A 25,876-nucleotide genomic window follows, 5' to 3' on the forward strand; every position below is an offset into this window, starting at 1 on the left:
AATCAGGGTGGAGAACTGCTGCAAAACTTTATAACTTAAATCAATAGCAAATTACATATATAATTTGCTATTGTTGATTGGTGATTTATAAATTGACTTTTAATTTAACAAGACCTTGATGGCTTTGATATTTTCTATGCGTATAATAATTATACTCAAGTAGAATATTTATATTTTTTCTACTCATAAGTATAGTACTACCGATATTATATCCAAGCTTAGGTTGTTTTGGTAGAATAATTGTTTCTTGTAATGTTTGTCCTTTAAAAGTCGCTTTTGCATTAACTTTTGTATTTTTATTATTGAAGTGATGCTCAATATTACCGTACAAACTTGATGTTAATACTATATCACTTATGGTTGCTATAGGCTTAAACACTATTTTACCTCCAAGGCTACTTTCAAATGATTGATGTGATTTCTTTTGAATCATTAAATTTTCTATATCTACATTATACTCTTTATAGTTGCTAGCTCTTGAATAATCATATTTAAAGCCGATATTAGGAATTAAATATAAATCATATTTTGTACGATATTTATAATTTAACGAGCTTTCAAAACTTATGTTATTGTTTTGATATTTTCCAATTATATTATTGGTACTTATAGATTTGTTTTTAATATAATTATGACCGTAAGATGTTATAGCTTGCAACAAGAAACTGTTATTTAGTTCTTTTAAACCGTAAATGCTTAAAAGATGACCGTTAACTGCTGTTTTGCCTAGGTTTTTATTATATTTCACTTGGGAGGCCAAACGGCTATAAGCTATTCCCATGACATCATTACTATTGATAAATTCAGCATCGACCCCGATAGTTATACCGGTTGTACTACCTTGATATTTTGGAATATTTTTCCAAGTGCTTTGTTTATTGATCCCATATAAGCCGCTAATCCATAATCCTCTATTTATACTAGCTTCTTCATCATCACCGGCAGCTATAGCACCAATATTAAGTCTATTAGTTAAAATACTAGGATGAACATGCTTATGAAGAGTTGAAGTAGCTTTAACTAATACTGCTACTTTGTTATTAGTATCTTTAGAGATCTTTAATACAGCCTCATCTTGTCTTACAGTTTCTAATGACATATTGGCTTCATCTTTGGTTTCTAAAGGTATATCTTTTAATTCTTCTTCAGTTGTGTTATTGTTTTCTTCTAATTCTTGTTCATCAGTTTCATACCCTTCATCTTCTTCATCACTAGAGCTTAATGCTAGAAGTGATTTTGTATCATCTGAGGATTGATCATTTTTGCTATCGTTAGAATCTGATAAGCTTGATGATAAAGTAGTTTGTAAATCAGATACCTCTAACTTTTTATTGTTATCTTCATGTTGTGTATCACTTTCTGTTGAGGATACATCATTTTTGCTATCGTTAGAATCTGATAAGCTTGATGATAAAGTAGTTTGTGAATCAGATACCTCTAACTTTTTATTGTTATCTTCATGTTGTATATCACTTTCTGTTGAGGATGCATCATTTTTGCTATTGTTAGAATCCGATAAGCTTGATGGTAAAATAGTTTGTGAATCAGATACCTCTAACTTTTTATTGTTATCTTCATGTTGTGTACCACTTTCTGTTAAGGATGCATCATTTTTAACTGCGTTTTCTTGTGGGGAGAATCGTTGTTTTATTTTATCTACAAGCAATTTTTTCTTATCTTTATTTTCTAGTTTAATATCAATACCATGTTTTTGTGCTAATTCAGTAGATTCTACTAGTAATTGTTCAACAAAACACAATAAGTCTTTATCTTTTATCGATTCTAAAAGCTTCTCTTTATAAATATTATGTACTTCTTGCCCTATTTCGGTTCTAGGACCTATAAAATCAGTGTGAGCAGTATTAAATGCCTCTATTACTGTTTCCTCTATATGTTTCTGTATATCCTGTTCTATTGCAGTTCTAGGACCTATAAAATCAGAGTTAGCAGCTTTTATTACTTCTTCTGTATATTTCTGTGTATAAATGTTATGTATATCCTGTTCTATTGCAGTTCTAGGCAAATTAGAGCTAGCAGAAGCAAACGCCTTCATTAATTCATCTTTACGTTTTTTGTTAGGTTTAATATTATCTTCAACATATCTAATAAATTCTTTATCTTGTGTTAATTCCAAAAGTTTAGAAGTATAAATATTATGTACTTCTTGTCCTATTTCAGTTCTAGGGCCTGTAAAGCTAGAGTACATAGTGCTAATTGCCTCTTGAATTTTGTCAAAATATTCCTTGTTCTGATTGGCTTCAGATACATTTTTTGAATGCTCAAGTGCTATTGATTCTACCATAGCTTTTTCAAGCAAATTGGTATCCGAGTATTTTGCTTTATGTCCTGCTGATTTGTGTCCTGATAAAGCCAATTCATTGTATCTTACAGCTATATCAGACTTAAATTCATAAACTTTCGGAGCTGCTGTGCTAGTACGTTTGTTAGTATTTTCATTTAATTTATGAATTCTATTTATCCAATCTTCAGTAATACCTAATTTTGTTAGATAAGTTAGTTGTAACATTTTTGAACCAGGTGGTGGTGGTGGTGGTGGTGGTGGTGGCGGCGCCCCTGGTGATATATTGCTAGTATGAACTGGATTTTTAGTGTTTTCTTGCGCATATTCTTTAAGAGCATTTAATATTACAGACATATTTAGTTTATTAGCAAGAAGTCTTACTTGTTGATCACTCATACCTGTAAATGAAGGTAAAGCTAATCTTAATTGATCTAAATTATTATTACTTTCTTGTTTGATAATAGTAGCTTTTAAAAACTCTTTTAATAATTCAGGCTCTTTTGCTTTTACTATAGCAATAAAATCATTTTGAGATAAATTTGTTGTAGTTAATTCTTCAAATTTTATTGTGTTTAAAATAGCTGTTTTTAAAGCATCAAGTTTAGCTTGTGCTGCTTGGTCAGAATTAATTACTTTTTTTAATTTATTATTTTCTTGTGTTAAGAAAGTAATTTGTTCGTTGATTGTTAATATATCAGGGTTTTTGATTAATGTTGCAATCTGAGTGTCAAACCTCTGACCAAGAATTCCTGAATTTTCATAAGCAAATTTTAATTGTTGAAATGGATTTTGTTTACTCTCTAATTCTCTAATCAATTTTGATTTATTTAATTCATATACAATAGGTTGCTTTAATTCTTTAGATATTTTACATGACGATAATAAAATACGCTCTACTGCATCATCACTGTCTTCATTAAAAAGATTTTGAAGTATTACTTCGCTTGTTATGGCTTTCTTACCAGTTGCGGTTAAATCTTGTATATATGGGTCTTGAACAAGGCTAACAAAAACTCCTTTAGCTTTTTCTGTAACTTCTGGATTTGGATTACCAAATAAAGTTATAAGATCTTCAGTATTGATTCCTTGCTCAGCATATGATGCTGTTAATATTTGGCGGATAACATTTGTAATATCACTTTGTTTCTTTATTAGTTGATCTTGCAAATCATCAGCTTTATGACCGCCTGTCTCAGCTCTATATTGCTTATATAATTTAGCATATTCTGTTTTTGGTTCACTTCTTTTTGGAGTATTACTTTTAATTATATTTTTATGGGGCTTTTTTTGATTTTGTGATTTATTGTTCTGAATAAATTGATCATATAATGCATGTAATTGAGGAATATTTTGAAGTTTATTCAAATAAGGATTAATACCAAATACAGGCAGTGGTGGTGGTGGTGGTGGCAGCGACGGCGGTTGCGTGGTGTTATCATTAACATGTAATCCAAACAAATCATATATTTGCTTAGTTAATTCTTGCTCAGAAGAGGTCATAATTCTAATACTATCTTCAAATGCTTGAGTCTTAAAAGAATTTGCTAACTTCATTATTTCTGAACTACTCAAGTCTTTCTCTATAGCATTACGTTCTCTTAGTACAGCATTAATTGCTTTTATTACTTCAGGAGTTATACCATTGCCTTGAGCATTATGTGAGTGTAAATCATTTTTTAACTCTAATTGTAAAGTTAAAAGTTCTTGTACTATTGATTTGTCTGTAATTGCTGCTAGTTTCAGCAAATCTGATAATTTATCATGTCGAATTTCTCCTTTAAATACTAAAGGAATTATATTTTCTTGTGCATATTTGCTAATATTTTGAATAATTTTATTTCTTTGTTCTTCAGAGCTATTTTTCAATAATTCTTTTAGAATAGGTTTATCTTTAACGTTAATATTTGTATTAAAATCTAATTTTCCATTATCATCACTAAATAATATTTTTTGAATAAAAGTATTATTAAAATTACTTAAGATAGTATCTACTGCTTCTTTTTTATAAATACTATCTACTTCAAGATTTAGTGCTGCTATAGGATCTGTTTTAATAAGATTCTTAAATTCTTCAATATTTGCTTCTTGTTGTATTATTTTATATATATTTTGCTGGGACTGCGTATAATTCTGTCCTTTTCCTTTAAGCAAGCTTTCGAAAGTCCTTCTAGGATCAAAAGAATATTTTTGTTTCTCTTTTCTACCTGTGTAAAAAGGAAATTGAGATTCTGCAGTATTTATAGTTGTTCTAGAATGTTGAGTAAGTGGTTTAGTAGTCTTTTGGTTATTTTCAGATTGATTCTTTATTTCTATTTCAGTTTTTATTTGCTTTAGATAACGGTTTGCAAGTTCTTTATCTATATTAAATTCTTGCATTATTTCTTGAGTTTTAGGAATAGTAGTAGTCTCTATATACTTCTGTTTTTTATTCTGCATAACAGTCTGTCTTATATTCTTACTATATTGTTTATCATTTGATTCTTTATCTTTACCAAAAAGTTTATTCAGTTCTTCTTGTGTAGGAACCTTACCAATAGTTATAAGCTCTGCTTTTTTATTCTCCATCACTTGATGTCTTATTGCAGTCCTACGAAGTTTTGCTGTGGTTTTATCTATATTCAGTCTTTGCATTAATTCTGCTAATTCAGGAACCCTGCCGGTATTTGTATAATCCGTTTCTATAAGTGCAATTCTTACTAAATCAATATATCGATCTATTATTGCTTTCTTATCCTTTTCTGCGCGACGTACTTTTTGATCTTTTTCTATTTTATTGTTTGTTTTTCTAACATCATAATCTATGCCAAGGCTTTGTCCTGCCTCTTCATGTGTTGGAATGACTCCTCGCTTAATATATTCATTAAATTTTTTATCATAATCTGGTTCTGCTATTTGTTTGATATATAAAGTAATTTCAGCATTTTTTTCTCTTGCTTTGTGTCGGACATTTTTGTTTGGATCTGATAAAAGATTTGGATCAAAACCATTTTGTACATCAAGTATTGCTTGATTAAGATTAGGTACTAACTTTGCTGCTTTCCAAGCTGCTTGTTTGGTTACTAAACTATATTTATTCCATGTATTTTTTTGCTGCACTTCTGAAAGATTGCTCAAAGCCGGTGTTATGTTAGCTAATTGTGTAAAACTTGCTGCTCTAGCACTTGTACTTAAAAAGCTACCAGCCAACAAACATGTTGACATAAAAAAAGCTAAGGCATATTTTTTTGAATTGAAACCTTGTGAATGCATTAGAACCTCAATTAGTTATTATTTTTTAATATAAACGAGGCGCATTATATAATATTTATTAACTTATGTAAAATATTAATTACTAATTTCCATTAATTAATAAATTTTTTGTCAAGTGTGATTATTATAGTATGCAATGGTAATTCAGTTTTCAGTAATAAAATATGCAGGTTCAATTTCATTTATATAATACGCTTACTCGCACTAAAGAGCTTTTTAGCCCTCAAGCTCAGACTAATGTAAAAATGTATGTATGTGGACCGACTGTTTACGATAATCCTCATATAGGCAATAGTAGATCGGTAGTGGTATATGATTTACTTTATCGTATACTTATAAAAATATTTGGAAGTGCAGCAGTAAAATATGTACGTAACATTACCGATGTTGACGATAAAATTATCAATAGAGCTAAACTACTTGGCAGTACTATTAATGAGTTGACTGATAAAGTTACACAGGAGTTTCATATAAATATGGAATATTTAGGTTGTAAACTACCAAGTATTGAGCCGAAAGCTACAGAGCATATTGATATAATGATTGAAATAATAGAACGCTTAATAGCAAAAAAACATGCATATATTGCTGATAAGCATGTATATTTTAACGTTTTATCAGCTCCTCATTATACAGAATTATCTAACCGAAATTTGGAGGAAATGTTTGAGGGAGTACGTGTAGAAAATAGTAAAACCAAAAAGCACCCAAAGGATTTTGTATTATGGAAACCAGCAAAGCCAAATGAATCCGCAAATATGAATTTTGAGAGTCCTTGGGGACTTGGTCGTCCTGGATGGCATATTGAATGTTCAGCCATGAGCTACAAATATTTAGGTGAGAATTTTGATATTCACGGTGGCGGAGCAGATTTAATATTTCCACATCATACTAATGAAATTGCTCAAAGTAGATGTGCGTTTCCAAGTTCTACCTATGCTAAATATTGGGTACATAATGGTTTTTTAACAGTTAATGGCGAAAAAATGAGTAAATCCCTCGGTAATTTTATTACCGTAAGGGACTTAATGGACAAAGCAATTTCAGGAGAAGTAATAAGATTATTTTTATTAAGTAGTCACTATAGACGTCCCCTTGATTATAATGATAAAGCTATAGAAGATGCTAAGAAAACTTTAGATTATTGGTATAGAGCTATAGTAAATATTAATTTACAAAAAATAGACATCATACCTCATGATTTTATGCAAAGCTTACTTGATGATATAAATACGCCGCTTGCCATAAAAATAATTAATGATTACGCTAAAGGGATATTTACTTCTATAACTGAAGAGGAAAAAAAGTTTAATGCATCTAACCTTATTACTTGTGCTAATTTTATTGGTTTAATGAATAAGACTCCACATGAATGGTTTAATAGTGGTGTGAATGAATTCTATATAAGTGAGCTTGTAAATAAACGTTTAGAAGCCAAAAAACAAAAAAATTGGTTATTAGCCGATCAAATTCGTAATCAATTATTAGAACAACAAATAATTCTAGAGGATAAACCTGATGGTACTACTATATGGCGAAAAGAATAAAAACTTGTAAATTACGTATTATGCTTATATAATTTGTAGTCTTATGAGGTTTGATCTGTCGTTACCCAGATAGGTAGAAATCCAGAAAATAACCTTCAGTACATATTTGATAAAATAAACTTTTTATATGTTTTACTAGGTTTCTACCTATCTGGGTAACGACATCCTAGATCTAAATAAGGAAAATTCACACGTAAGATATATGTTAGTTCATTGGATGAACATCTTACGGAGGTATAAACTAACAATTAGGAGAATGTAAAAATGTCAAAAATACCATCTGTTAACATTAAAGCATTATTGGATGCGGGGGTGCATTTTGGTCACAAGACCTCACGCTGGAATCCTAAAATGGCATCTTATATATATGGTGAACGTGATGATGTGCATATAATTGATTTAAGACAAAGTGCCGTTTTAATGAGTGTTGCTTTGAATGCGATATATGAAACTGTAAAAAAAGATGGTAAAATATTATTTGTAAGTACAAAAATACAGGCAAGTGATATTATAGCAGAATATGCTGAAAAATGTGGGCAATATTATGTAAATCATAGATGGCTTGGTGGTATGCTAACTAACTGGAAAACTATTGCAGGTTCAATAGAAAAACTAAATAAGTTAGAAAAAACCTTAGAAAATGAAGAAGCACTTATGGGCTATACTAAGAAAGAGATACTGGATATGAGCCGTAAGAAAGATAAATTACTTTTATCTCTTTCTGGTATTAGACATCTTAATGCTCAACCTGATCTTCTAGTAGTTATTGACACTAATAAAGAGCATATAGCAATTAATGAAGCGGTAAAGCTTAATATTCCTATAATTGCAATAGTTGATACTAATTCTAATCCTGACAATGTGGATTATCCGATTCCAGGTAATGATGATTCTATAAGATCAATAAGACTTTATTGTAGTTTATTTGCAGATGCGGCATTACAAGGACTTGCAGAATCAATGAGAGCCTCAGGAGTTGATATGGGTGTTATGCAGGAAGAACATATAGATAAGGTGTTAACTTCTAAAAATGTTTCTAAATTAAAACAAGCTAGAAAATTCTCTAAAACAAAAAATATTGATGAAGAGACAAATACAGGATTTGAGCAAGCATTAAATGATTCAGATAAAAATAAAAATTCTGAAAATGCATAATTAAATGGGAGATTAAGTAAATATGAGTAAAGTAAATATAAGTGCTGCAGTAGTTAAAGAATTAAGAGAAAAAACCGGTGCAGGTATGATGGACTGCAAAAAGGCATTAATAGAAACTAGCGGTAATTGTGAAGAAGCTATAGATTTTCTTCGTAAGAAAGGTTTAGCTGCTGCTGCAAAGAAATCCGGACGTATTGCTGCTGAGGGCTTAACAGCTGCAAAAGTTAAAGGACTTGCCGGAGTAGTCATTGAAGTAAATTCCGAAACAGATTTTGTTGCTAGAAATGAGCAATTTCAGGATTTAGTTAAGAATATTGCGAACCTTGCGGTAATTGCAAAAACTATAGACAAGTTAAAAACATCTAAAATGCCGAATGGTCAATCAGTTGAAGAAGATATTATAGAAAATATCACTACAATCGGCGAAAATTTAACATTACGTCGTATGGATGTATTAGAAATATCCGAAGGAGCAATTGGTTCGTACGTACATAATGAAGTTGTACCAAATCTAGGAAAAATTTCTGTATTAGTAGGTCTAGAGTCTAAGGCAAAAGATAAAATGAAACTAGGAGCTTTAGCTAAGCAAATTGCAGTTCATATAGCAGGGCATAACCCGCAAAGTATAGATGATTCAAGTTTGGATCAAGCACTTGTGGAGCATGAGAGAAAAGTATTCTTTGAGAAATCTAAAGAAGAAGGAAAGTCTGATAATATTATAGAAAAAATGGTAGAAGGTAGAATACGTAAATTCTTTTCGGAAGTTGTATTACTTAGACAAGGTTTCTTGTTTGAGCCTAAACTTACCGTTGCGGAAGTAATTAAAAATACTGAAAAAGAACTCGGTGCAGAAATTAAAATTACCAAATTTATTAGATATGAACTTGGTGACGGTATAGAACATAAAGAAAAAAACTTTGCAGCTGAAGTAGCAGCGATTAAACAGGGTTAACATTTGTATCAAGTTGCCGTCAAGCTCAAGAGCTAAGCAATAGTGTGGCAATCTAGCAACAATAATAAGAAATACTAATAATTTTTTACTGGATTGCTTTGTTAAACTTAGAATTTTTCCTTGCAATGACTTTAAATTATTAAGCTCTTTTCAGCTTAATAAAATAAGTCTTGATTATAGATCATATATAGCTTCTATATGATACGCAGGGTCAGTGTACATAATACGCCTTTATTTTTATAAATTTTTTGAGTTAAATACTCATAATATCCACTATTTACCGGTAAATATTATGTAGTTGTTATAGCCGATTAACACCGGATAATGAGAAATATGACAAGGTACTGGAGGATTGTTTAAAGCTCACTTTTATAATTTATTGTTTATATTATAAATTTTAAAGCAAGTTTTATTGATCTCCATTCTTTCTCAACATGATTATGTAAAGCTAATTTGTATTGAAATGAACTATCTAGATTTACAGTGTCGGTAAAAGTAAGATTGCTATAAATCTTGTTATTAAACTTATATTTTAGTGGATTGTTTATAATATCTTTATGCTTCACTGTAAGTCTGCTTCTCATGAATAAGTGGGATCATTTTATAAGGCATATTGCATTTTTGGTTTAGAAGTTGTAACTTTGTGTTTATCTGTCTCATGAGTACTAACTATTTCTGTGGTACTAGTAGTTAATTTGTAAGCAGTTGTGATCAATTTATTAGCTGATTTACTTCTTTTTCAATTCATTTCAAAAGTAAAATTTTATTAACTATAACCTTAACTATCAAAGAAACTTTGTGATTACTTTCAAATATTCATATAGGATTTTTTGGTTGTGCGCAATAAAGTTTAAAGCATTTTCACGATAAATTTTAAGTTCTATAGAATTATTAGATCTGAGTAGATATTTTAGTTTAGTTAGTAAATCCTTACCATTTTTGATTTGGATAGCAGCTTTATGTTGCAGTATGTCTTTAGCGATATCAGTGTTTTTACTCATATCGGGACCGAATATAATACAATTAGAGAAATATGCTGCTTCTAAAATATTATGTCCACCTTGTTTAAAAGAGCCACCTATAAAAGAAATTGCAGCTACAGAAAAAAACAGTCCCATTTCACCGAATCTATCAACTATATAAAGATCATCGCTTAATACCGGTAAATCATTTTGGGATTTAGCAGTAGCGGATAAATTATGTAACTTACAGTTATCAATAATAGATTTAACTCGCTCAGGATGTCTTGGAATTAAGATAACATAACAATCTAAAAACTGTTCTTTTAAGCTTTTAATTATAGGTAAAATCAGTTCTTCATCTTCCACGTGAGTGCTAGCGAATACCACGACTTGCCTATTGTTTAAATGTGAGCTTAATTTTGATAACTCTTCTTGATTGACTGGAAGTTTTTCATTAGCGAATTTAATATTTCCTAGGTTAATTGCATCTGATACTCCAAGTTCATTAAATTTTTGTAAGTCACGTTCACTTTGTACAATAATTTTACTGAAATTTTTGAGGATAAGCTGAAAAAAACTTTTTCTTTTTTGCCAAGCTTTAAACGATTTATCAGAAATACGAGCATTTATTAGTAGTAATTTACACTGTTTAGCTCCCTCATTAATAGTACACGGCCATAATTCCGATTCTATAAAAATACCTAAATTAGGTTGCCAATTTCTTAAAAATTTTTTAGTAACAATAATATTATCTATTGGTAAGAATTGATGCGTGGCTATTTTAGGTAGCTTAGTACTTAATATTTTAGCGGAAGCTTGTGTCCAAGAAGTTACTAGAAACCGAATATCAGGATAGCGTTTACTTATATTATGTATTAATGTTAAAGCTGCCATAGATTCACCGACGCTAGCTGCATGAATCCATATTAAGAAAGAGCTATTTTGTCTATGCTTCCCAATAGCAAAACGTTCTTGTATACGTTTTATATCTTCTTTACCTATTAATAAACGAATAAGAATTATGATAAAATAAACAGGTAATAATATAAAGCTTAAAGCGTAATATAATAACATCATTTCTTTAAGCTCTCTGTTAAACTTGCTAATTGTTTTTCAAGGTTTATATGGTTTTGTATTGTATCATTTGTAAGTTCTAAAGGTGCCCCAACTATGATTTTAATAGTACCAAACGGTAGGGGTATTATTAATTTATCCCAACTGTTTAGTCTAAAGCATTTAGAGGTACTACTTATTATCGGAATAACTTTTTTGTTATATCTATACGCAATTTCAGTAATTCGACTATTTACTTTATATACTGGCCCTTTAGGACCGTCCGGCGTAACTATTATATTTGCACCTTGAGATAGCTTACCTATAATATTGCGTAAAGCTTTAATTGGATTTTTATTAGTAGAACCTACTATAACTCTGCAACCGAATTTTCCTACTAGATCGTTTAAAATTTTCCCATCTAAATGTGGTGATATTAAAGCATAGATATTTCTATGTCCTATAAACATAGCCGGACTCAAAGCAAGCATATTATGCCAAAATGCAAAGATTGTACCTTGTTCGTTTAGGAATTTTTCCTTATTGCTGTTATTGTAAAATATAAATTTCTGCCTTGAAGTAAAGTAAACAAAACGCAAGTACCAATATAGTACAATAGTAATTATACTAAGTACGCATTTGTTACGTTTTAAAAATTTTTTAAAAGCTTTCCGCATTATTTTTTTTGTTGGTTTGGCTTTGCTCTATATTATTCCCGCTTTTGTGGGAATAATATCAATCGCTCTCTCAATTCTAAGGCAAGCTTCTTCTAGCTCTTTCATAGAAGTAGCATAAGAAATTCTAAAATAACCCTCTAAGCCGAAAGCAATACCGGGTACTACGGCAACTTTTGCTTCTTCAAGTAAATATTCTGCAAAATCATTACTATTTGTAATCATTTTTCCTGACTTAGTTTTATGTCCAAATATTTTATCGCATTTAACAAATAAGTAAAATGCCCCTTCCGGTTTATAGCACTCAAAATATTTTACTCTTTTCAAAATTGATAAAGCGAGGTCACGCTTTTGCTGAAAATTTAAAGCATTAGGCCCTATATAATCTTGAGGACCGTTTAATGCTTCAATAGCAGCCATTTGACTTATTGAGCTAGGGTTTGAGGTGCTTTGCGACTGAATAATAATCATTGCTTTAATTAAAGCTTTTGAACCTACGCCGTAGCCTATACGCCATCCCGTCATAGAATAAGTTTTAGATACTCCGTTTACAGTAAATATTCGTTCTTTTAAATCTGGTGCTATTTGAGCTAATGTATAAAATTTAAAATCATCAAAAGTAATATGTTCATAAATATCATCTGACATTACATTTACATGAGAATATTTTCTTAAAACTTTAGCAATATCTTCTAATTCTTCAAAATTATAACTTGCACCTGTAGGATTACTTGGAGAGTTAATAATAAGCCACTTAGTTTTATCTGTAATTAAACGTGCCAGAACTTCCGCACTTAATTTAAAATTATTTTCAATTCCGCAATTTGCAAATACCGGCGTTCCTAAACTAAGTGCAACTATATCAGGATATGAAACCCAATAAGGAGCTGGAATAATTACCTCATCCCCTTTATCTAAAGATGCCATAAACAGATTATATATAACTTGTTTACCGCCGGCACTAATTATTATTTCATCAAGTTCATAATCTATATTATTTTCACGTTTGAACTTGTCTTTTATTGCTTGCTTTAAAAGCGGCATACCCTCAACGTTAGTATATTTGGTAAAGCCGTCTTTGATAGCTTGAATTGCCACTTCCTTAATGTTATCAGGCGTATCAAAATCAGGCTCACCGGCACCAAGGGCAATAATATCAACGCCCCGCCTTTTAAGCTCAAGAGTTTTTGTTACAACTGCAAGGGTTGGTGACGGCTTTATAGAATTTAGTCTAGTAGAAATAATTGACATAATTTTGAGTATGTATTGTTAGGTATCTGTTATTGCACAGTTCAATGTCATTCCAGTGAAGGCAGGAATCCAATAATTAAAAATTTTAAAATATTAATAAGTTATAGTTGTTTCACTTATTTTCTGTATTCCCGCCTACGCGGGAATGACATACGTAGTTTTTCTGAGCTATATAACAAGGCTTAATTTATAAAAGCAATAATACAGTAATTTTAATCCCAATAAAATTATTTTATTTAAAAATTTATCAAGATATGTTTATTATAATTAAGTAATATTAATTTAGTAATTGTACTATGCTCGGTAAAATAAAAGATAAAATTAAATATGCTTGCTTAGCTATAATAAATATACCGAATTTTATTAAGAATAAAATTTTAGGATTTAAAAATTATATAAGTGATTGTAAATATAAATTCTCCCATCTAGCTGAAACAAATTATCAGCTTGGACTCGATCATTTATATAGAGGTAATTTAAATGATGCACTACTGAGATTTAAACTAGTTGATAAATTTTTTAATCCTAACGATTCTAAAGTATATTATCAACTTGGATGGGTCTATTTTTTAAAAAATAACTACAGGCAAGCCATAGAATATTTAGAAAAATCTCATGAAAAATATACAACTATTTTTATAAATTTTTTGAAAAATTATAAGGATTTTACTGAAATACCTCAAGAAATTTGGGAAAAATATCGAGACTTAAATGCAAAATATTATCCTACTATTTTTAATAACGATAAAAATATTCATCTTCCATATAGGATTGTTAATGAAACACTGAAGCAAATATCTGATTTACCGGATAATTACTCTATTTTAGAACTTGGAAGTAATATAGGGCTTGTAGGTTATGAAATACAAAAATATTTTCCAGAAAGTTTTACTTTAACTGGTGTAGAAATTTCTACTTTAATGAATGATTTACAAGAAACATATTATCCAAATACTAAAATTTACAATCATATATATAATATTTCTATCAATAAATTTTTAAGCCAAAACTCTGATAAATTTAATATTATTTTTAACTTTTGTGGATTATCGTTTACTAACAATTTAGTAGAATATTTTAATTTAATATACTCATCTCTTAGTGCACAAGGGTATTTTGCCCTTTGTTTACCTACTTCTGTACAGACACAATTTTCAGTAAAACGCAAAGAATTTATTTTTAACTTAAATGAAATACATAATATTTTACGTAAAAATAATTTTACTATATTGACTTCGGACGAAATAGTACTAGCGGAAAACAATAAATATAGTATTATTGTTTGTTGTAAGGAAACAACATAAATCAATGAGAATTTTAATTATACTATCTATTATACTATGCTCATTGTTTGTAAGAGCTGATCTTGAATATGTTGATGATGAAATATATAATTATAATGGTGGAAGAAATGAAAGCGGTTGTTTAGAAGTTTATGATCCATACGAAAAATTTAACCGTAAAGTGTTTGCATTTAATTCTGCGTTAGATTATATAATATTACGTCCTTTAGTGGTAGTTTATAAGAATATCACGAATGATTACGTAAAAGCACGCGTTAATAGTTTTGTTAGTAATGTTAATACACTGCCTACAGCAGTAAATTATGGGCTTCAGTTAAATTACGATAAAACTATGAAAAGCATTTGGCGGTTTCTTATTAATACAATGTTTGGCATAGGCGGTTTATTTGATGTGGCAGGTAAAGTAGGTTTGCCATCTGAGCATCAAACCTTTGGTAATACTCTTGCACATTATGGAGTAGCTCCAGGTCCTTATTTAGTATTACCGATAATTGGTAGTACTAATGCAAGAGATATGACAGATCCGATATTTACTAACTATCTTTTTAATCCCTTAATGTACACTCATAATGATTTTGATCTTGGAGTATTGATAGTTAGTAAAATAAACGATCGGTATGTTGTACTACCATTTAGTGATTATGTAATGAAGAATTCTACTGACCCTTACGTGGCTATTAGATCGGCATTACATCGTGCTCGTGAAGCATCGGTGCAATATCCTGAGAATTTTAAATGCCCTAAACCTACAAATTAACTTAAAAGAGGATTATATGCAAAAAATTATTACAGGTTTATTTCTATTAGTTATAACGTGTTCTGCTTATTCTAATGAGAAAGTACCTGCCGGTTTGAACGATTATGTTACTAATTTAGTAAATGAAGCTTCAATTACACTAAATAATAGCAGGTTATCTCAAGAAGCAAAAATTTCTAAAGCTCGTAAGTTAATATACAATAACTTAGATTTTAACTGGATGGCTAGATATACTTTAGGACGTAATGGAGTAAAAACTTTATCTAATGAACAAATTAGGGAATTTACAAAAATTTATTCTAAATATGTTACTAAAGCTTATACTGATTTAATAAAAGATTATAAAGGTGCAAAACCTAAAATAGTAGGAGTACGTGCGTTGAATTCTACTGATTTTATGGTTGCTATGAATATTATTAGTAATAAAGGACAAGAGCCTATTAAAGTAGAGTATTTAGTACGCGAAATGAAAAAAGACGGGAAAGATATTTTTAAAGTTTCTGATATAATTACAGAAGGTGTAAGTCTTGTTGGAGCTCAACAAGATGAGTTTACAAATACTTTAAAGAATGAAGGTTTTGATCAATTAATACAAAATTTACAAAGTCGTTCTTAAATTTGGTGTCATCACTAAAATGTCATTGTGGGCATTTGTTTGGAGCATGGCAATCAAGAAAAATTATATCATTTTTTCTGGATTGCTTCGTCAGTTACTTAGTAATTTGTCTTGCAATAACCTTAAACAACATAAACTACACACATGAAAGTCCTAGCAGGCAGTAGTAATGAGTTACTCGCATCTCGTTTAGCTATGGCATTGAGTACATTAAGTATTAAATATATTGAGCCAAGAATTACCTATTTTGATGATTCTGAAATAAAAGTAGAAATTCAAGAGTCGCTTCATAATGAAGAGATAATAGTAGTACAATTTACTTTAAAACCTGTTAATATTTATTAATTGCGCTGTTTTTGTTAGTATATGCAATAAAAAAGCGGGAGCGAATCGAATAATATTGATAATGCCTTATTTTGGTTATGCAAGGCAAGATAATATATGTTTTAATTCTATCTACAATTCCTGCTAGGTTAATAGCTGATTTTTTAGAGAAGCTTGGAGTAAACCATGTAATTACTATTGATTTACATTCCGAAATAGAGAAATTTTTTAAAATTCCTGTTTCTAATCTCAAACCTACAAATATTATATATCCCGTTTTTAAAAACTTTTAGCAATTGCACCGTCGTTGTACTCGACAAAGGAAGTATTGAGCGAATTCAAAAAATTAGTAATTTACTGAATATAGATTCAGCTTCTATAAATAAAGAAAGAGATATAAATAATAATTGTGAGATGCTAGAAATAAGGGGTAAAACCCAGGGAAAAATTGCATATTAATTGATGATATTATAGATAGTGGCGAAACAATCTGTAAAGCAGCAAGGTTTTAAAAAACATTCGGCTTTATTGGTTAATGCTTTTATAACTCATGCAGTGTTGTCTGTTAATTCTAAAGGTCAAGTTGAAAATTCGCTGATATATAATATTTTTGTTACCGATACTATACAAAATTTCATATAATACCCGTGTTGCATATCATCATAAAAGAGTTAAGAAATATAATATGAGCTTGTGTACTTTAGAAATAAATCTATCTGCAATAAAAAATAATTATCGTTTATTACAAAATATTTGCAAAAACTCGTTAGTTGGTGCTGTCGTTAAAGCTAACGGTTACGGTCTTGGAGCAGTACAAATTTCTAAAGCTTTAATAGAAGAAAATTGTAGACATTTTTTTGTAGCCTCAAATGAAGAAGGAATTAATGTACGTAAAGCTTTAGAAATAGATGTTAATATTTTAGTCTTAAACGGTGTTTTTGAACATGATGCTTTAGAGCTTATAGAATATAATTTAATACCTGTCCTAAATAACTTAAAGCAAATCGAAATTTGGCAAAAATGCGGTAATTTGAAAAACCGATTATTACCTTGTTATTTACATTTTAATACGGGGATTAATCGTCTCGGTTTAAGCGCTAATGAGATAGAGCAGTTAATTAATAATCGTGATTTGTTAAAAGGGCTCAATTTACAATATGTTATAAGCCATCTAGCTATATCTGAGGAAATAGATAACCCCTATAATCTAGAACAATTAAACAAATTTAAAGCTTATTTACGATCTTTTCCAAGTACAAAAGCAAGTCTTGCTAATTCCGGAGGCATATTTTTAGGGCAGGATTACCATTTTGATTTAGTAAGACCTGGTGCTGCTTTATATGGTCTTAATCCTTTAATGCAAAATCCTGTAACCTTGAAAGCTCCCATAATTCACTTACAGAATTTGACACTAGATAGCCATATCGGTTATAATATGACATTTACCACTAAGCGTGATAGTGTTATTGCAACATTACCGCTTGGTTATGCCGACGGGTATAGCCGTAATTTTAGTAATCAAGGCGAAGTGTTTATTAACGGTTACAGCGTTCCTATAGTAGGGCGAGTATCAATGGATTTGATAAATATTGATGTTACCGATCTACCACCTTCTGATATTTTTCTAGGGCAGGAAGCAGAAATTATTGGAAATCATTGCACGCCTGATAAAATAGCGAGTAGTATAGGTACTATCGGGTATGAGGTATTAACTAGCCTTGGTAATAGATATAGAAGAAAGTATTCTAGATGAATTTTAAAAATTTGTTGCGTCATTCTACAAGTACTGCGGTGCTCATGTGCTAAGTATATACTCCGCTATTTGTATTGTACGTATCCTTACTTTTTTTGAAGTTGATCTTCGTATATCGGATAATTTTTAAAAATGTTATGTTTGCGTAAGGTGTGAACAGCCTTATAATGTCATGCTTGTGAAAGCGGGGGCCAGAAAACACTGAAATTATAAAAAAAGATATGCACAAATGTTATTAAATATAGCTAATTTAGTTGGTAAGCATACCATAAAATTTGCTCAAAATATAGGCAATTTTTCTCTATTTAGCTTTGCTGCCGTTAGCAGTATTATAAGACCACCTTTATATTTTAGTTTAATCGTTCGTCAATTACTATTTATCGGGTTTTACTCTTTGCCAGTTGTTGCTATGACAACTTTCTTTTCAGGTGCAGTACTTGCATTACAGAGTTATACTGGTTTTTCCCGTTTTTCAGCTGAAAGTTCCATTGCAACAGTAGTAGTATTATCCTTGACTAGAGAACTTGGGCCTGTCTTAGCTGGGCTAATGGTAGCAGGAAGAGTTGGAGCATCGATTGCTGCTGAAATAGCAACAATGAGAGTAACGGAGCAAGTAGATGCTTTATATACTTTATCTACCGATCCTATTAAATATTTAGTTTTCCCAAGGGTGATAGCAGCTATTATTACAATGCCTTATCTTGTTTTAGTAGGGGATGTAATCGGTGTTATGGGTGGTTATTTGGTAGGTGTATATAAACTTGATTTTAATAGTGCAGCTTATTTAAGCAGTACTTTTCAGTATTTAGAGCCAATTGACGTAATTTCCGGTCTTGTTAAAGCGGGAGTTTTTGGGTTTATTATTTCTATAATAAGTTGCTATAGCGGCTATTATTCAGGTAAAGGGGCTAAGGGAGTCGGAAGAGCAACTACCTCGGCAGTAGTAAATTCGTCTATTCTTATCTTAATAAGCAATTATTTAATAACTGAATTATTTTTTAAAGTATATATATGAGTGCAAAAGCAGAATTTAAAATTAAAGTTCGGTCATTATATAAATCATTTGCTAATCATAAGGTATTAGACGGGATAGATTTGGATGTAAAAAAGGGTAGTTCATTAGTTATTTTAGGTGGCTCCGGTAGTGGCAAATCGGTTCTCATTAAAAATATAGTAGGACTTATTAAACCTGATAAAGGTCAAATTTTTATTGATGATGTAGAAATCCAAGATATCTCAAGTAAAAAAAAAAATGAGGTTATGGGCAGTATAGGTTTTTTATTCCAAGGCGGAGCATTATTTGACTCCTTAAATGTACGTGATAATATTACTTTTGAGATTAAAAAATTGTCTAAGAAAGAAAAAAACGACCTTGCCGGTGCAAAGCTTAATTCTGTCGGTTTATCCCCTAGAATACTCGAGCTTTATCCTTCCGAATTATCAGGAGGAATGCAAAAAAGAGTCGCCCTTGCTAGGGCTATTTGTAGTACACCGTCGATTTTATGTCTTGATGAACCGACCACAGGGCTTGATCCTATAATGTCAAATGTTATTAATGAATTAATTATAAAAATACAAGAGGAGCTTGGGGCAACTACGATTACTATAACTCACGATATGATTAGTGCTAAAAAAATAGCTAAAGAAGTAGCTATGATTTATCAAGGAAAAATTAAATGGTATGGCAGTAAAGATGAAATGTGTAATAGTGATAATCCTTATTTACAACAATTTATAAATGGATTAACTACCGGTCCTATAGATTTTAATTAGGATAAGCATTTATCCTAATTTTGTATTATTGAGGTATAACATGTTAAGAAATTTATTATTTGTAATAATCTTTTTAGGTATAAATCTGAATGTTTATTCTGTAAATAATAGTTCTTATACTGCAGATGATATACTAAAAATAGTAATTATTCTTGGAATAGTTATTTTAATTTTTAGTCCTGCAAAATTTCGTATAGTAGTTATCGGTACTATTTTAGGTTTGGCTTTTGCCTATTTCACGTATAAATATATTATACCTATTTTTATTTCTTCATTAAATGGACCATAATTACCTCTTGACACTAGGGTAGTATTACTTTATATTTTTCACCTGTTGTATATTAATAAGTTTTCAGGTATTTAGCTTATGTCTCGTAAGTGCGAACTCACAGGTGTGGGTGTTTTATACGGCAATAATGTATCACATTCTCAGCGTAAAATTAGAAGACGTTTTGAGCCTAATTTGAGATCAGTTAAATTTAGAAGTGATATCACAGCCCGAGAATATAGATTATCAGTGAATGCTAGATGTATTAGTTCAGTGGAAAAAGCTGGCGGTTTTGATGCATATATTCTAAAAGCCGATGATAATGTTTTATCTAGTACGGCTAGAGCTATTAAGAAACAAATAATTCAGAATAAAATGGAAAAATCATTATGAAAAGCGGTATACACCCAGAATATAAAAAGCTTTTGATTAAAGTAGGGAGTGATGTTTTTGAAACAATGTCAACTCATCCTACGAGTGAGATTTTAATGGATGTTGATTTTAGAAAGCATCCAGCATGGAATAAAGATTCTGGAAATGTGTTAAATCAATCGAATAAAAGTGTTAGTGATTTTAATAAAAGATTCTCAGGTCTTTCTTTTGGTAGTAAGAAAGAAGCTAGTTAAGCTTATATTTCTTGGGCATTATAAGGAAGTTCTTTTGTTACATGTGTTAGTTTCTCGTATTTTTACATCCCTTTCAGTTGCTTAGCTCATGACGATTAGTATCTAAGTAAGTCTTACGCAGAAGTGACATTCTAAGTGTTCGTATAGCATTGGTTTAGCACGATATAACACAGGCTCAAAGTCATTAATTCTCAATTATTGCGGGGTGGAGCAGCTCGGTAGCTCGTCAGGCTCATAACCTGAAGGTCGTTGGTTCAAATCCAGCCCCCGCTACCATGTTTCTATATTTTCAGTAAAGTTATTTTTTTTAGGTTATTGGACAATTTGGTAACTCTAAGAAGTTATGGTAGTTTTTTGATCGATATCATTGTATAGATATCGATGTGATTCTTGTTCAATTGTTGTTGCATGGATCAGTCAAATCCTCTGGGTATCACCCCGTGGTTTGACCATGGGGTCCGAAAAACAACTTAAAACACTAATAATTTTAGTGTTTTAAACTGGATCCTGCGATCAAGTCGCAGGATGACAATCAGAAAATTATCCACGCAACAATAGTGTCTTTCTATGAAAGTGGCAAAAAATAACTTTGATATTGATACAAAAATTACATTTTTGATAAAAAACATATAAAAAAGTTTTTGTATATGTTTTACTGGATTCCCGGTTTTAGTTAGAAATAATGTTTTAGCTATTTTCTGAGCTATGTAACAAAACCTAATTCTTTCCGCAATGATAATTAAAAAATTATGACTAATAATGAGAAAATGATAAATAATCAAAAATCAACTGATAGCTGCGAGCTTTTTCGTCGTCAAGCTAAATTTGTAGCTGGTGCTATGAATATAAATCAAATTCCTAATTTCTCATTACCGGAAATTGCTTTTGTCGGTAAATCAAATGTTGGTAAATCAAGTCTCATAAACACTATATGTAATAATAAAAATCTTGCTAAAGTTTCTAATACTCCAGGGCGTACTGGGCAAATCAATTTCTTTAACCTTGCAGATAAACTTATTATAGTTGATCTTCCAGGTTATGGTTTTGCTAATGTACCTATATCAGTCAAAGAACAGTGGGAGTTATTAATTAGTTATTATTTACAAAATAGCCATAATTTAAGGTTAGTTAACTTATTGATTGACTCAAGAAGAGGCATAAAAGAAAACGATAAAAAAGTAGCTGAGCTATTACTTAAGAATAAACGAAATTTTCAAATGATTTTTACAAAGTTCGATAAAGTTACGGATTGTAAAAACCTGACTGATGAAGCACAGAATTTTCTTGCAACTTTAAACTACTCATGTAATGTTATGTATGTAAGTAGTAGGAGTAAAGAAGGTGCAAGAGAACTTAAAGCTAGTTTGGCAAAATGCATCAAACATGAAAGGTAAAGAGATAGATAGTATTTCTTCATTAAATAACATTGCTATAATTAAGAATATAATAAAGTGTAGTAGTGAGCTGAAAAATCAAGTAATAGTTCTAAAATTACCTACTACTGTTATTATTGACGATAAATTATTTACGGCTTTTATTGAATCTGTTAGATTGCTTGAGATGTGTGATGCTAAAGTATATATAGTACATGATCATATTGATTTACAAAGTGCGTCTTTAATATCACAAATAGATGAAAACTTTAGTCAAAAGATTAGTAAAATAAGCGACTATATTTCTCTAAATAACCCTATTATTATGGAGATTTTATCCAGTTACGTTAACAAGCTTATAGTAACAAAGTTAAGTAGTATAGGTTGTTATGCAGTTGGTATTTCGGGTAAGGATGCTAATTTACTGCAAGCAAAAAAACCAAAATTATCTCACCGAAAAATTGTAAATCATGATGTTATAAATGTTGGTTTTTTAAGTGAGCCTATTCTGGTTAATCCAGAAATTTTATTAAATTTTGAAGATAATAATATTATACCTGTAATAGCACCATTTGCTAACGATGATCGGGAGAAAACACATTTATTAAATGTTAACTTAACAGTATTAACAATTACTTCTGCATTAAGTGCAGAGCATTTAATATTGCCATATGAGATATTAGAGGTATCCGAGACATTGCCGTATAATATAAAAATACGAGATATTAACTTATTGAAATCAATGTTAGATGATACTAATAATTTTATTGAAGAAGAATTAATTAAAATAGCAGTTAATGTACTTGAAAATAATAACAGTTACATACATTTTGTAAATAGCGGAGTACCGAATGCAATATTGTCAACTATATTTGATATTAATATAAATTAATGAAAATAGCAAATTATATCTGCTATTAATTAAATTAAGAGAGGTTTTTTATGGCAGGAACATTATCATCCGATCTTTTATTTGTAGGGTTGACTAGACCACCAATGATATTTGGAGTAAGTATTAAGTTTGCTGCATTAAATATGATAATGACGATGATAGTATTTATTTGGAGTAACGGTATTATAATTTTATTCGTTGCAGCGGTTTTGCATTTGATAGCTTATATTATATGTTTTAAAGAACCAAGGTTCATAGAATTATATTTAAATAAAATGTCAAGAACTAGCCAATGTCCTAATAAATTTTACTACGGAGCAAATTCGTATGGTATTTGAGTTTGATGTCATTCCCACCTATACTAGAAAGCATTGTTGTGTGGCTCGGTAAATCGGTTTTTATCCCACGACTTGTAAGCTGCTAGAACCAGATGAAAATGTCAAAATATATACTAAAAGTTGTTTTTTGGATACTGTGGTCAAGCTAAGGTATGATGTCGCATATGTTTTTTGATCTATGCGACACAAAGCCATGCAGTAGTGACATCAGTGCAATCTTTCAGAAAGAATAAAATAATATTTTAAATCGGGTGAGTAATGAAGTTATTTAGAACTAGAGCAGCTAAAGAATTAAGGTCTAAACAAGAAAGATCCACCTCACATTTTATTCCTTATAAATGTCATTGGGATAGTAATACCATTTTAACTAAAGATAATTCGTTATTACAAGTTATTAAAGTAAACGGCTTTTCTTTTGAAACTGCGGATGATGAAGATTTGGACATTAAGAAGAATATAAGAAATTCCTTACTCAAAAATATGTCTTCAGGAAATATCGTTATGTATTTCCATACTATTAGAAGACGTAAAGCAGTAATATTTGATGATACTGAATTTACTTATGATCCTACTGTAAAAGTACCTAATGATTTTATTACTTATTTAGGTGCAGAATGGCGTAAAAAACATGCAGGTAGTAAGTCGTTTTTTAATGAATTATATATTAGCATTTTATATAAGCCTGATACTGGAGGTGCTGCTATAGTTGAGTATTTTCTCAAGAAGCTTAGACAAAAATCTAATAAAACCGCTTGGGAAAACGACATGAAAGAGATGAAAGAAAATCTTCAAGAAATGTCCACTAGAGTGGTTAATACATTCAGAAGTTATGGAGCAAGATTACTTGGAGTGCGTCAAACGCCGTCAGGTAATTATTGTGAAATTTTAGAATTTCTTTCATCTTTAGTTAATTGCGGTGATTCACCCGGTCCTATAGCATTACCGCGTGGTACTATTGATGAATATTTACCAACACATCGCTTATTTTTTGATTCACGTACTATTGAAGCAAGAAGTCCGCTTGGCAAAAAATATGCAGGAATAATTAGTATACTTGAATATGGTCCTAATACTTCAGCGGGAATTTTTGATGGATTTCTGCAAATGCCTTTTGAATTTGTTATGACTCAAAGTTTTGTTTTTGCTAACCGAACTGTAGCAATAGGTAAAATGCAATTACAACAAAACCGGATGATACAAGCAGGTGATAAAGCTACTTCACAAATTGCTGAAATTTCAATGGCGCTTGATATGGCTACTAGCGGTGATATCGGTTTTGGTGAGCACCACTTATCCCTTTTATGTTCTGCAAATAGTATTAAATCTTTAGAGGATATATTGTCAATGGCAGCAGTTGAGCTGTCTAATTCAGGGATTCAACCGGTAAGAGAAAAGGTTAATATGGAACCTAGTTATTGGGGGCAACTACCCGGAAATATGGAATATATAGTACGTAAATCTACTATAAACACCTTGAATATGGCTAGCTTTGCATCGCAGCATAATTACCCGCTTGGTAAGATTAAAGATAATCATTGGGGAGAATATGTCACAGTGCTTGATACTACTTCAGGTACACCGTTTTATTTTAATTTCCATGTAAGGGATGTTGGACATACTCTAATTATTGGTCCAACAGGTGCCGGTAAAACAGTTCTTATGAATTTTTTATGTGCTGAAGCACAAAAATTCAAACCTCGTATGTTCTTTTTTGATAAAGATCGAGGAGCAGAAATATTTATACGTGCTTTAAACGGGGTTTATACAGTAATTGATCCGGGTTTAAAATGCAATTTTAACCCTTTGCAGCTTGAAGATACTGGTGAGAATAGGGCGTTTATTTTAGAGTGGCTTCGTGTGCTTGTAACTTCTAACGGTGAAAGTTTAACTGCACAAGATAATAAAATCTTATCTCAAGCGGTAAGTGGTAATTTTAGATTAGACAGAAAAGACAGAAGGCTTAGTACTGTTATAGCATTTCTTGGTATTGATACACCAAATAGTTTGGCAAGTAGGATGGCAATGTGGGTCGGTAAAGGTTCACATGCTAAAATATTTGATAATGAAATAGATGATATCGATTTGCAAAAAGCAAGGGTATTCGGTTTTGATATGACTGAATTACTTAAAGACCCTATAAGTCTTGCACCGGTATTGTTATATATTTTCCATCGTATTAATATCTCTTTAGATGGGCAGAAAACCATGATAGTGCTTGATGAAGCATGGGCTTTGATCGATAATCCGGTATTTGCACCTAAGATCAAAGATTGGTTAAAAGTGTTGAGAAAATTAAATACTTTTGTTATATTTGCGACGCAGAGTGTTGAAGATGCTGCAAAAAGTAGAATTAGCGATACACTGATTCAACAAACAGCCACACAGATTTTTTTACCTAATTTGAAAGCTACGGATATTTATCGTAGTGCATTTATGTTAAGTCAGCGAGAATATATTTTAATTAAAACTACCGATCCTACTACACGTTATTTTTTAATAAAACAAGGAATAGATGCCGTAGTTGCCAAAGTTAATTTAGATGGTATGAATAATATAATTAGTGTTTTATCTGGCAGAGTTGAGACTGTAATATTGCTTGATCAAATTAGAGAGAAATATGGAAATGATCCGGATAAGTGGTTACCTATATTTTATGAAGCAGTTAAAACATTATAGATTGAAAGTGTGTCAAAAAGGACTGTCATAC

Annotated in this window: 22 protein-coding genes and 1 tRNA gene; 19 read left to right on the top strand and 4 right to left on the bottom strand. The window is 30.7% G+C overall.

The genetic code is table 11. The features are described from left to right. Nucleotides 1-85: 85 nt before the first annotated feature. On the bottom strand, nt 86-5,551 hold the full coding sequence (locus tag AAGW17_RS05300; protein WP_347939254.1) for an autotransporter outer membrane beta-barrel domain-containing protein: 5,466 nt from the start codon (nt 5,549-5,551) through the stop codon (nt 86-88). A 164-nt stretch (nt 5,552-5,715) separates the two neighbouring features. Here AAGW17_RS05300 and cysS point away from each other — a divergent pair, with 164 nt between their 5' ends. The 3 genes from cysS (at nt 5,716) to tsf (ending at nt 9,205) form a co-directional block, all read left to right on the top strand. Beyond that, complete coding sequence (gene cysS / locus AAGW17_RS01950) at nt 5,716-7,098, top strand: cysteine--tRNA ligase (protein WP_347939256.1); 1,383 nt, start codon at nt 5,716-5,718, stop codon at nt 7,096-7,098. 264 nt (nt 7,099-7,362) lie between these two features. Further along, nucleotides 7,363-8,253 carry a 30S ribosomal protein S2 gene (gene rpsB, locus AAGW17_RS01955; protein WP_347939257.1) on the top strand — a complete coding sequence of 297 codons (891 nt, stop codon included), beginning with the start codon at nt 7,363-7,365 and terminating at the stop codon, nt 8,251-8,253. A gap of 22 nt (nt 8,254-8,275) precedes the next feature. Beyond that, nucleotides 8,276-9,205, top strand: a complete 930-nt coding sequence (gene tsf / locus AAGW17_RS01960; protein WP_347939258.1) for a translation elongation factor Ts — start codon at nt 8,276-8,278, stop codon at nt 9,203-9,205. A 785-nt stretch (nt 9,206-9,990) separates the two neighbouring features. Here the strand turns inward: tsf and waaA are convergent. From waaA to AAGW17_RS01975, 3 genes are read right to left on the bottom strand one after another with little or no spacing between them, the layout of a single operon-like run. Further along, entirely contained in the window at nt 9,991-11,244 is a 1,254-nt protein-coding gene (gene waaA / locus AAGW17_RS01965) for a lipid IV(A) 3-deoxy-D-manno-octulosonic acid transferase (protein WP_347939259.1), read from the bottom strand. After that, on the bottom strand, nt 11,241-11,897 hold the full coding sequence (locus AAGW17_RS01970) for a lysophospholipid acyltransferase family protein (protein ID WP_347939260.1): 657 nt from the start codon (nt 11,895-11,897) through the stop codon (nt 11,241-11,243). The genes waaA and AAGW17_RS01970 overlap by 4 nt, the downstream gene beginning before the upstream one ends. A 27-nt stretch (nt 11,898-11,924) precedes the next feature. Continuing rightward, a complete protein-coding gene (locus AAGW17_RS01975; protein WP_347939261.1) occupies nt 11,925-13,145 on the bottom strand; it encodes a pyridoxal phosphate-dependent aminotransferase in 1,221 nt (406 codons plus the stop codon). Nucleotides 13,146-13,441: 296 nt separating this feature from the next. Here AAGW17_RS01975 and AAGW17_RS01980 point away from each other — a divergent pair, with 296 nt between their 5' ends. The 16 genes from AAGW17_RS01980 (at nt 13,442) to AAGW17_RS02060 (ending at nt 25,845) form a co-directional block, all read left to right on the top strand. Next, nucleotides 13,442-14,449, top strand: a complete 1,008-nt coding sequence (locus AAGW17_RS01980) for a tetratricopeptide repeat protein (protein WP_347939262.1) — start codon at nt 13,442-13,444, stop codon at nt 14,447-14,449. A gap of 4 nt (nt 14,450-14,453) precedes the next feature. Continuing rightward, on the top strand, nt 14,454-15,206 hold the full coding sequence (locus AAGW17_RS01985; protein WP_347939263.1) for an MlaA family lipoprotein: 753 nt from the start codon (nt 14,454-14,456) through the stop codon (nt 15,204-15,206). A gap of 16 nt (nt 15,207-15,222) precedes the next feature. Continuing rightward, nucleotides 15,223-15,822 carry an MlaC/ttg2D family ABC transporter substrate-binding protein gene (locus tag AAGW17_RS01990; protein WP_347939264.1) on the top strand — a complete coding sequence of 200 codons (600 nt, stop codon included), beginning with the start codon at nt 15,223-15,225 and terminating at the stop codon, nt 15,820-15,822. A 144-nt stretch (nt 15,823-15,966) separates the two neighbouring features. Further along, nucleotides 15,967-16,167 carry a ribose-phosphate pyrophosphokinase-like domain-containing protein gene (locus AAGW17_RS01995; protein ID WP_347939265.1) on the top strand — a complete coding sequence of 67 codons (201 nt, stop codon included), beginning with the start codon at nt 15,967-15,969 and terminating at the stop codon, nt 16,165-16,167. Between the two features lie 77 nt (nt 16,168-16,244). Further along, nucleotides 16,245-16,439, top strand: a complete 195-nt coding sequence (locus AAGW17_RS02000) for a hypothetical protein (protein WP_347939266.1) — start codon at nt 16,245-16,247, stop codon at nt 16,437-16,439. 392 nt (nt 16,440-16,831) lie between these two features. Continuing rightward, on the top strand, nt 16,832-17,899 hold the full coding sequence (locus AAGW17_RS02010) for an alanine racemase (RefSeq protein WP_347939268.1): 1,068 nt from the start codon (nt 16,832-16,834) through the stop codon (nt 17,897-17,899). 229 nt (nt 17,900-18,128) lie between these two features. Continuing rightward, nucleotides 18,129-18,914, top strand: a complete 786-nt coding sequence (locus AAGW17_RS02015) for an MlaE family ABC transporter permease (RefSeq protein ID WP_347939269.1) — start codon at nt 18,129-18,131, stop codon at nt 18,912-18,914. Continuing rightward, the gene (locus AAGW17_RS02020; RefSeq protein ID WP_347939270.1) at nt 18,911-19,672 is read left to right on the top strand and encodes an ABC transporter ATP-binding protein; all 762 of its coding nucleotides are present in this window, start codon (nt 18,911-18,913) and stop codon (nt 19,670-19,672) included. Before AAGW17_RS02015 ends, AAGW17_RS02020 begins: the two co-directional genes overlap by 4 nt. Before the next feature lie 40 nt (nt 19,673-19,712). Next, on the top strand, nt 19,713-19,961 hold the full coding sequence (locus tag AAGW17_RS02025; RefSeq protein WP_347939271.1) for a DUF5510 family protein: 249 nt from the start codon (nt 19,713-19,715) through the stop codon (nt 19,959-19,961). Between the two features lie 78 nt (nt 19,962-20,039). Further along, a complete protein-coding gene (gene rpmB, locus AAGW17_RS02030) occupies nt 20,040-20,333 on the top strand; it encodes a 50S ribosomal protein L28 (protein WP_347939272.1) in 294 nt (97 codons plus the stop codon). Beyond that, nucleotides 20,330-20,566 (top strand): 50S ribosomal protein L31, encoded by a 237-nt coding sequence (gene rpmE, locus AAGW17_RS02035; protein ID WP_347939273.1) that lies wholly within the window; start codon nt 20,330-20,332, stop codon nt 20,564-20,566. Before rpmB ends, rpmE begins: the two co-directional genes overlap by 4 nt. A gap of 199 nt (nt 20,567-20,765) precedes the next feature. After that, a tRNA-Met gene (locus tag AAGW17_RS02040) sits at nt 20,766-20,842 on the top strand. Nucleotides 20,843-21,315: 473 nt separating this feature from the next. Continuing rightward, nucleotides 21,316-21,960, top strand: a complete 645-nt coding sequence (gene yihA, locus AAGW17_RS02045; protein ID WP_347939274.1) for a ribosome biogenesis GTP-binding protein YihA/YsxC — start codon at nt 21,316-21,318, stop codon at nt 21,958-21,960. Beyond that, nucleotides 21,908-22,831 (top strand): acetylglutamate kinase, encoded by a 924-nt coding sequence (locus tag AAGW17_RS02050; RefSeq protein WP_347939275.1) that lies wholly within the window; start codon nt 21,908-21,910, stop codon nt 22,829-22,831. The genes yihA and AAGW17_RS02050 overlap by 53 nt, the downstream gene beginning before the upstream one ends. A gap of 50 nt (nt 22,832-22,881) precedes the next feature. After that, nucleotides 22,882-23,169 (top strand): type IV secretion system protein VirB3, encoded by a 288-nt coding sequence (locus tag AAGW17_RS02055; RefSeq protein ID WP_347939276.1) that lies wholly within the window; start codon nt 22,882-22,884, stop codon nt 23,167-23,169. A 258-nt stretch (nt 23,170-23,427) separates the two neighbouring features. Then, complete coding sequence (locus tag AAGW17_RS02060; protein ID WP_347939277.1) at nt 23,428-25,845, top strand: VirB4 family type IV secretion/conjugal transfer ATPase; 2,418 nt, start codon at nt 23,428-23,430, stop codon at nt 25,843-25,845. Nucleotides 25,846-25,876 lie beyond the last annotated feature (31 nt).

Source organism: Rickettsia sp. Oklahoma-10 (assembly GCF_039954865.1).
Classification (GTDB): Bacteria; Pseudomonadota; Alphaproteobacteria; order Rickettsiales; family Rickettsiaceae; genus Rickettsia; species Rickettsia oklahomensis.

Bases quoted from the DNA above. Each gene is read 5' to 3' on its own strand.
- AAGW17_RS01995 (WP_347939265.1), top strand. From the start codon at position 15,967: ATGAAAGTCCTAGCAGGCAGTAGTAATGAGTTACTCGCATCTCGTTTA.
- rpsB (WP_347939257.1), top strand. From the start codon at position 7,363: ATGTCAAAAATACCATCTGTTAACATTAAAGCATTATTGGATGCGGGG.
- yihA (WP_347939274.1), top strand. From the start codon at position 21,316: ATGACTAATAATGAGAAAATGATAAATAATCAAAAATCAACTGATAGC.
- tsf (WP_347939258.1), top strand. From the start codon at position 8,276: ATGAGTAAAGTAAATATAAGTGCTGCAGTAGTTAAAGAATTAAGAGAA.
- AAGW17_RS02025 (WP_347939271.1), top strand. From the start codon at position 19,713: ATGTTAAGAAATTTATTATTTGTAATAATCTTTTTAGGTATAAATCTG.
- cysS (WP_347939256.1), top strand. From the start codon at position 5,716: ATGCAGGTTCAATTTCATTTATATAATACGCTTACTCGCACTAAAGAG.
- AAGW17_RS02000 (WP_347939266.1), top strand. From the start codon at position 16,245: ATGCAAGGCAAGATAATATATGTTTTAATTCTATCTACAATTCCTGCT.
- AAGW17_RS05300 (WP_347939254.1), bottom strand. From the start codon at position 5,551: ATGCATTCACAAGGTTTCAATTCAAAAAAATATGCCTTAGCTTTTTTT.
- AAGW17_RS01990 (WP_347939264.1), top strand. From the start codon at position 15,223: ATGCAAAAAATTATTACAGGTTTATTTCTATTAGTTATAACGTGTTCT.
- AAGW17_RS02020 (WP_347939270.1), top strand. From the start codon at position 18,911: ATGAGTGCAAAAGCAGAATTTAAAATTAAAGTTCGGTCATTATATAAA.
- AAGW17_RS01985 (WP_347939263.1), top strand. From the start codon at position 14,454: ATGAGAATTTTAATTATACTATCTATTATACTATGCTCATTGTTTGTA.
- AAGW17_RS01970 (WP_347939260.1), bottom strand. From the start codon at position 11,897: ATGCGGAAAGCTTTTAAAAAATTTTTAAAACGTAACAAATGCGTACTT.
- waaA (WP_347939259.1), bottom strand. From the start codon at position 11,244: ATGATGTTATTATATTACGCTTTAAGCTTTATATTATTACCTGTTTAT.
- rpmE (WP_347939273.1), top strand. From the start codon at position 20,330: ATGAAAAGCGGTATACACCCAGAATATAAAAAGCTTTTGATTAAAGTA.
- AAGW17_RS01975 (WP_347939261.1), bottom strand. From the start codon at position 13,145: ATGTCAATTATTTCTACTAGACTAAATTCTATAAAGCCGTCACCAACC.
- AAGW17_RS02010 (WP_347939268.1), top strand. From the start codon at position 16,832: ATGAGCTTGTGTACTTTAGAAATAAATCTATCTGCAATAAAAAATAAT.
- AAGW17_RS02055 (WP_347939276.1), top strand. From the start codon at position 22,882: ATGGCAGGAACATTATCATCCGATCTTTTATTTGTAGGGTTGACTAGA.
- AAGW17_RS02060 (WP_347939277.1), top strand. From the start codon at position 23,428: ATGAAGTTATTTAGAACTAGAGCAGCTAAAGAATTAAGGTCTAAACAA.
- rpmB (WP_347939272.1), top strand. From the start codon at position 20,040: ATGTCTCGTAAGTGCGAACTCACAGGTGTGGGTGTTTTATACGGCAAT.
- AAGW17_RS02015 (WP_347939269.1), top strand. From the start codon at position 18,129: ATGTTATTAAATATAGCTAATTTAGTTGGTAAGCATACCATAAAATTT.
- AAGW17_RS01980 (WP_347939262.1), top strand. From the start codon at position 13,442: ATGCTCGGTAAAATAAAAGATAAAATTAAATATGCTTGCTTAGCTATA.